The sequence below is a fragment of the Paraburkholderia phenazinium genome (genome assembly GCF_900141745.1).
GTDB lineage: Bacteria > Pseudomonadota > Gammaproteobacteria > Burkholderiales > Burkholderiaceae > Paraburkholderia > Paraburkholderia phenazinium_B.
Genome location: NZ_FSRM01000001.1, coordinates 1,651,461 through 1,662,708, shown reverse-complemented (window position 1 = coordinate 1,662,708; position 11,248 = coordinate 1,651,461). Strand labels below are relative to the sequence as shown.

Sequence of the window (11,248 nt, the reverse complement as noted above, 5' to 3'; positions counted from 1 at the left end):
GCGTTCTACACGCTCTTCGTTGGATAGCGGAACGGTCGGTAAAAGACCACCCGATTGCTATAAGGCCGTATAAATCACATCGTTCTATTTGCGATGGAACATTCTAAGTAGCCCTGCAGACAAGCAAGCCGAAAGTTTGCGCTCACTTACATCGCACGCCAACTCGCCGATTTGCGCAACTGCTTTGTGCCTGACGCGGTGCCCAATGAGGGAAATTGCCGCTATGGGATATTCGCAGGAACGGTCGTGGGCAGATAAAGGCAATATCGGCGGGGAATGGACCACGATGGTGCGACTGAATGCTGTCAGGGAAATTCGGAAGGCGGTCGAATTGCTGGCAACGGGAGTGGCCGGGAGACTATCTGGCCGGGGCGGTGGGCGGTTTTTGTTACCGCCTCGGAGCGTCAGACGGTCCGTTGGAAGCTGCGGCAATGAGACGTGACCATTAGTTCCGGTTAATCCCTTTGCTGACAAGGACTTAGAGTCAGCGAGGAGCCGCTCTTAACCGAAACTAATGGTGCTCCCCACCTCGGCCCCGGTCCGCTCGCTCGAAGGATTCATTCCGAGACACTTTTTCCGGAATTTCCCTTCGGGAACGGGCGATTTGGTGTCGACGGATTAGAAGTGTTTACGTTTTTAAATCAATTGCTTGCATTCACGTAACGACTTCTTCCGCCGAAATTTCGCTGCTGTGTAACGACTTCTAATCCATATTGCCAACACCGACAGCCTTCATCGCGTTGCGGACTCCACCGTCACCGACTTCGCCAGATGCCATCGTTTGTCGACATCGGAATGCTAGGAACGGTGAAAGTCGCAATCCCATAAATTCGGGCTATTAATACACGAAGGTCCATTTGCTTTCTCACCCGACGGCCCGTTTCTCTCGGCTAATGAGGCTGTCGACAGAGACACTCGTGCCCTTAAGAAAATCAGGATACGGCCGATATCTTTCCTGATACACGCGCATTCAGTCTTTTGCAATTCGAACCCAGAAGCGACAGTAACCAAGGTCGGCAACGGGAGCGTCGCAATAGCCGCAACACTCCCGATGGCCGCCCTGTCGAAGCGTCGTTGAGGTCGCCTTACACATTGCCTTAGGAACGCCAAAACCAATGACAGACATTTCGATGCTGCCGTCGCTACTTGCCCCGGGGCAGTCTTGCCTTGCCAGTGTTCAGCAACTGCTCGAATTTGGCTTTGACATACCCGCCTTTCAGCGCCCATACGACTGGAGCGAGAAGCAGGTCAGCGAACTTATTGGCGACCTTTCCGAGGCACAGCGTAAAGATATCCAGCTCTTTCTAGGGCTTGTGGTCGTATGCCCACAACCGAACGGGCGCTTCGCAATCGTAGACGGGCAGCAGCGGCTAACTACTTTGATGTTAGCCATCGGCGCCTCGGGGGCGACTGAGCGAGTCTTGCGGTCTGGGGATACGGGGGTATCTTCTCTTTGGATATCACCGCGTCACGCGGACGTAGGTTTTGCCAAGGCACTCGTATCGTCAGGTGGCGAGATAGAGCAATCGCTCTCCCAAAGACGTATGGCGCAGGCGTTCAAAACGCTATGTGCAGAGAAAAGCTTGACTCTAAACACCCTGCTAAGCGCGCAAGTCATCGTATATGTCGCGCCGTCGTTAGCGGGAGCGACCGGGCTGTTCGAACGAATAAATCTTCGCGGCAAGGAAGTCTCGCAGTTTGACCTTGTAAAGAATAAGCTTATCGAATGGGCTGCGGTCGAGCGGGACCAAGCAGGACGGGCTGCAATCGAAGACTTCATCACGGAGCGCTACGACACGTTGTATCGCCGTCTTGACCCAAGTAACAAGGCCGAGCCCTTCGATTCCGACAAGCTTTTGCGAGTGCATTGGATACTATTTACGCAAAAGCAATTCAAGAGTTCAGACCGGGTGCTTGCGGAGGTCAATGCTGCAATAGACGACGCGTTCACAAACGAGAAATCTATAGCCAGTTGGATTGAGAGTTATCTTAACTCACTGGTACGCGTCGCTGAAGCGTGGGTCGCAGTTGAACGACCCTACGAGGCAACCCCCTCGTCCTGGGGGCACAATCTTAAGCGTTCCTTGTTGGACTTCGCACGCCTTGGCAGGGACGGAGAACTGCAGCCTTTAATCGTTGCTGCGATTCTGCGCTGGCAGGCCGAAGCCGCTGACCTTGTGCGCTTCTGTGAAATCACGTCATTTCGCAGTGCCCTCGCAAAAAAGAACAGTAATCATGGCAGGTCATATAAATGGCGGGTAGCGCGTCAGCTGTATCAGGGCACGTGGTTCGATGCGTTGGGCAATCCCATTTCTCGAGCGGCGGATGCGGTGCATCAACTGTTCTGGGCCAATACGCCGTACTGGAGCAAGGACGAGGCACGTGAATTCGGAGAAGACACGACTCTTGAGCAGTTTGCTGCGGAGGTTTTTCCCGATACTGCACTCGATAGCGCGCGCTTTCACAAGGACTATCGACACCTCATTCACTATTTTTTCTGGAGGTACGGGGTCCACTTGCAACACGCTAAGGAATGGGCACCTTTCACGCGCATGGACATCTCCCCGTTTCAAGACAGCGTCTGGTTCGAGTCGGAAGAGCGCTTCAAAGGATGGGACATCGAGCACATATATCCACAGACACCTGCGGACCGCGATACTCGCGAAGGTCGTGCACATTGGAAAGTCATGTCCCAATGGGTGGACCACCTTGGCAATCTGACTGTGCTCCCCATACCAGATAACAGAGGTATGCAGAATCTGCCATTCGTCGAAAAGCTCGCGTGGCTCCGTGAACAAAAGAAGGTGCCGTTCAACGAGCTGCTAGCAACCCCAGATTACAGGGGCAACCTGTTAGACAAGCCTCACTGGGGAGTCAACAACTGCAAAAAGCGCAGCGCTCAAATCAGGAAGGCTGCGGCAGTATTGTGGGGGTTGGATGCAGTAAGGCAACTTGGCGTGGGCCTATATGACAACCGCCTTGCTTCCTACCAAGAAGACGTCGAGGAGGACGGTGGGGAGGTTGCTGACGAGTCAACCGAAATCAGCATAGCGTGATGGCGGAAGCGGCACTCTCGCGCAAGTACTTACGCAGCATCGACTTTGATGCGGTGTCTGCGTGATATACGTCGACAAGGAAACCTCAACCGTAGGCCGGGGTAAGCCAATATGACAATTACAGTTGTTCTGTTTGCCGACACATTTCCGGTCGTCATCACAGACACAATCTTGACTTCGCCAGCACGCTTCGTGAAGGAGCCAGTTGCTCTCCCCTCCGTGGTACGGCCTCTTGAGTCGGAATTTGAAATTCCGACAGCGTTAGGGCCAATGAAAATAAGCGACCTGTCACAGAAGATACATCCGTTCGGGCGCAAAGGGATGTTTGCGTATGCCGGCACCGAGTTCGTGGCCCGCAGTATCGTGCGGGGAATTTCCGAACGCCTCGAAAGAGGTGAGGAGATGTCCGAAGAATTCATACTCGGTGAATTGAACGGATTGAACGAGGCGGAGCGGAGTAGCGTGTCGTTCGCGGTCATTTACGGCATCGACGACCATCATCGGTTCCGATATTTCCACGACATGCAGGTCTTCAAAAGCAAGGTCTTTGGTGATGTCTACTTCTGCGGCTCTGGAGACAATAACCTTACGGACTTGCTTTAGCGACTCGAAGGGCCCAAGTCGTACGGCCTGTCCGTTCCCCCCACATCACCGACGGGAGAGAAGTGTTCTCCTACTACTTCAGCGCCCCAGTTCTCGTTTCGCAGCTGACCTCACTCGACTTCAGCCCTGACCGCCAAAGCCTACGAGCTGCCCACGGCGCAGTCTATGATGTGCGGATGATGTCCCCTGCAGGACTTGAGGCTCCGAAGATTTTGTATGCGTTTTGGGAAATCCGGTTCAATCAGAACGGCACTGCGGAAATTCAACTGAGATGCTTGATGCTGGCTTGGCGCGATGGCGAACGCTTGCGGATTGAACGCGCTGTGACATATGGAGAAAGCTCCGACGAAATTGCAATCGGAGGATGCGTATCGTATGGCATCCGCCCCTTGCTGCCCCGGCGCGGGGACCATTCGCGGGATGTGTCGCATAACAGACCGTGGCCGCGTGAGCATGTGCCATATGTGGTTCACTACGCTGCGGTAACACATCCGATTGGTGGAGTCATGAAAGCTCAGTGGCCTGAGCCTATTCCTGTCGGCAAGCGCAGCAAGGTCATTGCCTTGTCATTCAACGCGACCAATGTACCAGTGGCGGTGCGCGTCGACGGGCGTAAGCTACTCGAGCCCTAGAACACCTGTCTGCGAGTATCGGTTGCGCTAGGGCGTAGACTGCTTCTTACCAACAATCGAGATAGCTCCCAGCCTCTCTGATTTTGTCGCGCGTTTTAGCGGCCGCCCATCTCCAAACAACCCCTTCTCTGCATTCCGGACACGCAACAGCAATTCGGCATTTGCGGTCACTACAAGGTCTAGCTTGTCCTGAAGCTCAGAGTTCTCATTTCGAAGACGCACTATTTTGTTCTTGAGGGTCTCGCTTTTCTTCTCTGGGTCCCCCCTCACGGCCAATAGTACCTGCTTCCGAACATTAGGATAGGGACACTTGTCGTGTCCGATAAGAGTTCTCGAATGGCCTGCTTCCAACGCGACCGAAGCAACGTTGACGCGTAGTCGACCGGCTGCGTGCCGGCTCTGCAGTTCCTCATTGCCCGGGACTCCTCGCTGTAGCCGCTCAAGCGCTTGCAGAAAGTCCGAAGCGACATCGTCTTGCTCCATAGAATCATCGGTCATCTTCAAAATCCGTCAAGAGTTTGACAAATTGCTCAGCCTGCTGCGCGCGCGCAAGATGGACACGATACTCATGCTCCCTGTCATCTTTCCTAGCGGCTTCTGCATCCGACGCGTAACGAATGGTTCTGTCTTTCCAAAACGGAAGGTTTTCCGCATCCATAGCGAAGACTGCACAGCCTCCGCACATGCTCGGAGAACGAACCGTGTAATCAGGCTTAGTCATCATGATATGCGCGGTACCCGTCGCCTGGCGACACCGTGAAGCCAACGGGTCAACCTTGATAAAACATTTGCCATGGTCGTTGAAGAATATTCTCAGGTCATGTTTTATCACGAACGCCTTAATTTTCTTGAAGAGGTCGTTGTCATCGACGTTTCCCTGAAACTCAGGCCCACTAAAGTAACGGTGGACTGCTTCAGCCATTCGTCCAACAAACTTTCGCCCTCGAACTGCCTGCATGAACATCGATACGCTGTCCAAGGTCCCTACGCTGTTTATGTCGCCTCGCATACGCGTCGATTGCGGGAAATAGGCCCCCTCGGTAGTCGAAACACTCATGTGCTTAAAGTGGTCCTTGACCGCACCGAGAAGTGAAGCGCGGGTCTCGAGAATGAAGGCCGCAAACGTCTTTCTCGCATGCCGAGCCGAAATATTCCGGCCGCCCGATTTGCGATACTCCACGAGGCTTTCGCCCCGATGACTCTTGTCTGGCAGGCCACTAAAGTCAACTTCACGCGTGATAAAGATTTTTAGGTGTTTTCCCAAAAACCCAACGCTAACCGGCTCTATGTTTGCCGGTGAGTACGGGAAAGAATGTGCCAATGTGAGTCCGACTATCATTGAGTCATATCCACCGAGCTTTCGCCACGGCGACATGAGCCGCTCAAGAACCTGAAGAGCAAGAACCGTTAGAGGCAGATGCGTCGAACCTGCGGGCCGGCACGCCAGCGACCACTCCTCCAACCGAAGCCGTTCGACTCCTTTCGATAGCGTAGATATAAGGTTGAACGCTTCCATAAAGCCTGACCTCAGACGGATAGTGCCGACACAAGTTGGAAGCCCAGTCGTCTCGTTCATACCGCCGGCAATACCGCAAACCTCACTTGGCCGGATACCGATAAGGTATTGAAGCACAATTACACAAGCGTCTCTTAAACGATTAAAACAATATCTTAAGATGATTGCTGGATGCCTTTGACCGAGACCACCTATATTTTTCACACCCCACGGCTCGTAAATGTTGCTTCCATCTAAAAATTGGTAACTTTCCAATGCCGCTTTTACACGCCCCGCCTTTTGCGTTAAATAATTTCCCGAATCTTCACGCTCAGCTCGCGCATTGAGCAATAAATCTTGCATTGCAAGGATGTCTGCCGACCTGACCTCAAGCCATTCGATGGCGATTCTTAGGAGCGGCCCGACGACCTCATCTGGCAAAGGTGGAATTCGATTTAGGGTATGTTTAGCAATCGTGCCGGTGACTTTATTCAGACGCCTACCACCGAAGGGCTCGTTTTGAATAAAACCAAAACCCCGCGCGGCCAACTTTGCTTTTTGAGCGAATAGAAAATAGATTGGCTTTATACGTGCCGTGACTTTGGACCACGTCAACTGGTCGCGCTCAGATTCCTCAACTTCGCCCTCGCCCTCGCCCTCGTCCTCGTCCGAATACGTCTCTTCGTATTCCCGCTCAACCGATTGACTAGCGTCCACATCCGCGGTTTCGTCATCCTCCTCGACTTCAAAATCATCCGGCTCGAACTCAGCGTCACGGAGCCGCTCTCCATAAAAGTCGTTCCCGTAGACAACTATCCCCGGGATGTCTTCAAGATAGAGATTCTGATTAACAGGAGTTAAGTCTCCGACAGAACGTAGGCCTCGGTAATTCATCCAGCGGAACAAAGAACGGGCGCCGGTGGCAATGTTCTCCATACCACCAACTGCCAACGTGGTGCCGTACCAACCTGCGTCCGACAACATGCCCCAGAACGCCTCTCGGAATGACTCAAGAATCTCGAAGTTCTCTGGGTCAGTCGTCCAGCTTCCATCTGGCAGCAGATATTTCCAATAAATAACGTTTTTCTGACCAGGTTTCGGATTATCTAAGTACCATATGTCATCGGTCCAGAATGACCGGGATGATACTCGCATCTCTTTCCGGTCAACCGGCGTCATCACACGCTTTGGATTTGTCGTGACCATTATTCGACCCTCCCTATCGGAGATAGCGAAAACTTCTTTGCTGCTTCGATAACCTCCGGCGATGTGAAAGCTGGCAACCATTTCTTCAATAGGTATTGCAGCGCTCTCTCGTAGGCAGCCTTCCACCGCGAGTGGTCAAGATAGTACCGTGCCGCCTTCAGCTCATCGGCGAGTTGCACTGCCCGCGCCAGCGCATATGGCGAAGTCAAGTCCAAAAAACCGAGCGGGCATGCCGGGCATCGTCCCATTGCCTGACAACTGCGCCCCTCCCTTTCGCCCGGAATCGGTGACGCAAAAGGGTCCAGGCACCCCCAACCCGGCGTAGCTGCAAGTACGTCAGAATCTCCCGGAGTGCGACGAGTATCAGGCTTCCCTCCAAGGTAAGCCCAACGCTCGTAGGCGACCATCACCGGCAGAAGCTTCTCAGCACGCCGAAGCTTCGTCGGCTCGCCTTCATAATGGAACTCCAACGTTGCCCCAGCTTTAGTGCCAGCGACTGCTGATACCGCAAGAATGTCATCATCGTGCAATTCTCGAGTTACATCCAATCCCGTCGTTCTTACGATTCGCGTTTGAATTTTCGGCAAATCATATTTTTTGCAAAACCTGTCAACCGCGGCATTCCAAGCGACATCCGAACCGACACCGTCATGCTCGATAGTGTAGAAGCCACGAACGCGGCGCCTGTTTGTCGCAAATAAAAAGATGTGCTGAGGGTGCGAGCCCGCGAGCGGTCGAATATGACCGGTCCAGCGCTCTATTACCTTAAGAAGTTGTTCCGGCGAGAATCGGTCGCTCTCGTCCTTTGCGAAGGTTCGTTGATAGGTATCAGACCGGTTTTTATACAAATCCAGAACCGTTCGACGAATCCCCATTACTTCTTGCTCATCCACACCCGACTGAAGCAGACCAAACAACGGTTCAGCGTTAGCAAAGGTGTACACGAACAAAAGTAAGATGAACGGGAAGATTCCCTCTGGGCTGGGGTAAAAGGGCCGAGTGACGTTAGAGGCACGGTGATTTTGAACAGCATCCGAAACATCCGGATGAGTTTTCTCTATGTCTTCCAAAGTAGGCAAAAGTGTTCCAGCCGGAACATTGCGGCGCACCCAAGTCCAAACTGCTCTGATGTCACTATAGCGACCGGACCCCTTCTTCGTGTCATCTGGCTCAACCATCTCGTCTGAGTCCCACGATTCCCAGGCAGGCAGCAAGACATTCAATTGAAGGTCAATCTCAGACATGCAAGCCCGGATGACTTTTCCGTATGTGATGTCATCCAACCGCTTAGTCTTCTTCACACTACTGCGCACGTCGGGGAAGGGATTTCTCGGAAACGAAAGGTCGGCCGCGAGTTTATATCGCTCTTCCCTCAACCGTTCCAGTATGCGCCTGAATATAGAAAAATACTGTTTAGCGGTACCGTCGCTCAGGCCACGCTCACCCGACTTCAGCCACAGCAAAAAGTCGGAGACCATCTCCGTATCAATCTGAACAACAGCAATATCCGTCGAGTCTTTTTCACGTAAAAATTGCAAAAAACCAAAATTCAAATTGGTTACAAGAATTCGATAAACGCCCTTCGATTTGATGCTCTGCCCGTTGCAAACTCTTATGTATCCGACAACTATTGCCTCGGCAATCGCAAACCCCTCAACCACAATTCTCAGAATAGACAGCGCCTTCTGGAAATTCGGCAAATTTTCTTTGGGACCAGTAAAACTCCCAAACTGGTCAGCCACCAATACGTCTGCCGACCCTTTCGAAAGCACGAGCTTTTGCTGACTCGAAAGCTGAGAATAGAGCAGGGAGCCAGTTTTAGACTTCACGACGGATAGCCTCCATAAATCGGTCGGTGACTCGACCTTCGAACGTTCTAGTACCAGCCAAATAAATCGATATGGTCGTTCGAGGGTCAGCGTGCCCTAATCGGTCAGCCAAATTCATCCAGGGCTCTTCGTCTCCCGCAAACTTCAGAGCGTAGTAGGTCGTAACTGCAAATGTGTGGCGAAGGTCATGAAAAACATATTTCGAGACAATTTTCGAGAAAGTATCCGATATGATTTCGTCGCTTGACTTCATTGCGAATGACGTACACTCCACGACCTCAGTGAATCCCAACTTAATGCAAGCTTCGGAAAATTCTCGCTGAATAGTTCGAACAGAAGGAGGCTTCCCCTTGTGTGCATGAACGGACAAAGAGTTTAAGATTAACGAATTTCTCTTAATGTTCAGAGAATTGAGAATATGATTCCTCTCGCCCTGGATGTAATCCAAAATCTCAGAAATCAGGTCTCCCGAAAATAGGACAGGCTTTACCATCCCTCCTTTTCGCCGAACATTCACCGGATATAATTCGGTCTCCACCAAGTCGATAACGGCGAAACCAGTGAATTGTGACGCCCTCAATGAGGAAATCTCGGAAATACGCATACCAGTTATGAGTGCAATATCGCCATATATCCGATTTCTTGATGACTTCGACGCATCCTCCGGATTCCACTTTTTCGGCTCACAGCCAAGCGCATTTAAGAGAGTTTGTTGCTGAATTGGGGTAAGTATCCCGACCGGCCTTCTTGCCTTTCCCTTTGCTTTTTTTGACAAGTCGGGCTCGCTCAAAAGCGACCCTGGAACAGCGCATTCTAGGTTCTGCTTTCGCCAGAACTCATACATCTTGGCAATAATCATCCGGCGCCGATTTATCGTACCAACGGCGTATTCAACGCCAGTAATAGGCGAAATGGCACCACTCAGAAACTCGAGGAAAGAATTAAGATGGGCCGATGTAGCCGTATTCCAAGCAACTCCAAACTCTTCCAAAAATACGAACCACGATTTCAAGTCATTTGCATAGGCCAAGACTGTGTTCAAAACGAACACTGCCGCTCCTATCCCGGAAAACTCTTCAGCGAGAAATATGAAAGCCGGCTCGCATATGATGCCTGTTTTGTCGTCCAGGATTATGGGAAATCCCTTTGGTAGAGGCCGGTTTCTCGCATGTTTGAGAATTACAGTCGACTTGCCATGTTCGACCGCGACTGGACCATGAGTCGCTCGCGTTATCGACCAATCAGAAACGTCCTCGTCGTCAGCAATTACGACTTCATCTGATGAAATCTCGAACGAATTCATGTGACAAATATCCGTGTGGACAAGTCGTCCACCCACAGCACAAGGCTGTGGATGGCCCTACGGGTTCACGACTTGACCACACTTGAAGCTGCGCGCGCTCCGCGCTTGCCCTAAACTATAAAAAATATTTATTAAAACCAATTGCTTATAGTCTAAGTCAGTGAACAACTACATTGTCGCATAACGTGTTCGCAACCGCGATAAGGATTGAGCGAGACGTTAAACGGGATGTCGGGCGATGCGTTGCGGGTCAGGATGGTTTTGGCACGCTCTTCAAAGATCTGCGTGCGCAACTTGGGTGAACTGCCGTCCTCTTCCTCATTTAGCGCCCAGCCGTCGTCCACCGCTTCGCGCTGGTCAAGCTCATAGCGGCCTTGCAGGTTCGTCACGGCACCGCGCCCTTTGTGGGGCGTAGGCGGAGCGATCGGATATTCGGGGACGGAATCAGTCACGGCGAGGTCAGGCCAAAACAGAAAACGGAAACGAAAAAACGGCTTACCGGTACTGTATAAATATACAGTGTTTGAGCCGTTTGTCGAGTCCCGTCTTTACCTTACCGGCGGCCTATTCGCCCACCGCGATCGTCAAGGTTTCCTTGATTTCTTCCATCACCACGTAGCTCTTCGACTGCACCGCCCCGGGCAGCTGCAGCAGGATATCGCCGAGCAGCTTCCGGTAGTCGGCCATCTCGCCAATGCGGGCCTTGATGAGGTAGTCGAAGTCGCCCGACACCAGATGACACTCGAGCACCTCGGGAATCTTCTGCACCTCGCGGCGAAACTGGTCGAACATGTTGCCGCTCTTGTGGTCGAGCGTAATCTCGACAAACACCAGCAGCGCAGCGCCCAGCTCAGCCGGATTGACACGCGCGTGGTAGCCGGTGATCACGCCGTCGCGCTCCATCCGCTTGACCCGTTCGATGCACGGCGTAACCGACAGCCCAACCTGTTCGGCGAGGTCTTTCATCGCCATCCGGCCGTCCTGCTGAAGCAGCCTGAGAATCTTGTGATCGAGCTTGTCGAGCGCACGGATCGGTTGACGGTGTGTTCGCATGGTCTTTTTACTAAAAATCTGAAAAATACAATAACAAAACCTACCTGACACTCAATACTATAGCGGATAAC

The 11,248-nt window shown here is 52.3% G+C and carries 7 protein-coding genes and 1 pseudogene; 3 read left to right on the top strand and 5 right to left on the bottom strand.

The features are described from left to right. The first annotated feature begins 1,115 nt into the window (after nt 1-1,115). The 3 genes from BUS06_RS07745 to BUS06_RS07735 all read left to right on the top strand — a co-directional run bounded on the left by BUS06_RS07745 (nt 1,116) and on the right by BUS06_RS07735 (nt 4,291). Nucleotides 1,116-3,056, top strand: coding sequence for a DUF262 domain-containing protein (locus BUS06_RS07745; RefSeq protein WP_074263748.1), 1,941 nt, complete (start codon nt 1,116-1,118; stop codon nt 3,054-3,056). A 111-nt stretch (nt 3,057-3,167) separates the two neighbouring features. Further along, complete coding sequence (locus BUS06_RS07740; RefSeq protein WP_074263747.1) at nt 3,168-3,659, top strand: hypothetical protein; 492 nt, start codon at nt 3,168-3,170, stop codon at nt 3,657-3,659. A 62-nt stretch (nt 3,660-3,721) separates the two neighbouring features. Continuing rightward, entirely contained in the window at nt 3,722-4,291 is a 570-nt protein-coding gene (locus BUS06_RS07735; protein WP_143787475.1) for a hypothetical protein, read from the top strand. 487 nt (nt 4,292-4,778) lie between these two features. Here BUS06_RS07735 and BUS06_RS07725 read toward each other — a convergent pair whose 3' ends face one another. From BUS06_RS07725 to BUS06_RS07705, 5 genes and pseudogenes are all read right to left on the bottom strand, one after another. Next, nucleotides 4,779-6,992, bottom strand: coding sequence for a hypothetical protein (locus BUS06_RS07725; protein ID WP_074263744.1), 2,214 nt, complete (start codon nt 6,990-6,992; stop codon nt 4,779-4,781). After that, complete coding sequence (locus BUS06_RS07720; RefSeq protein ID WP_074263743.1) at nt 6,992-8,821, bottom strand: phage integrase SAM-like domain-containing protein; 1,830 nt, start codon at nt 8,819-8,821, stop codon at nt 6,992-6,994. Before BUS06_RS07720 ends, BUS06_RS07725 begins: the two co-directional genes overlap by 1 nt. After that, the gene (locus tag BUS06_RS07715) at nt 8,811-10,124 is read right to left on the bottom strand and encodes a tyrosine-type recombinase/integrase (RefSeq protein ID WP_074263742.1); all 1,314 of its coding nucleotides are present in this window, start codon (nt 10,122-10,124) and stop codon (nt 8,811-8,813) included. The genes BUS06_RS07720 and BUS06_RS07715 overlap by 11 nt, the downstream gene beginning before the upstream one ends. A gap of 170 nt (nt 10,125-10,294) precedes the next feature. After that, nucleotides 10,295-10,576 (bottom strand): annotated as a pseudogene (locus tag BUS06_RS07710) (PA0069 family radical SAM protein); the annotation flags it as partial. Between the two features lie 112 nt (nt 10,577-10,688). Next, nucleotides 10,689-11,177: an Lrp/AsnC ligand binding domain-containing protein gene (locus BUS06_RS07705; protein WP_074263741.1), complete on the bottom strand. Its 489-nt coding sequence runs from the start codon at nt 11,175-11,177 to the stop codon at nt 10,689-10,691. Nucleotides 11,178-11,248 lie beyond the last annotated feature (71 nt).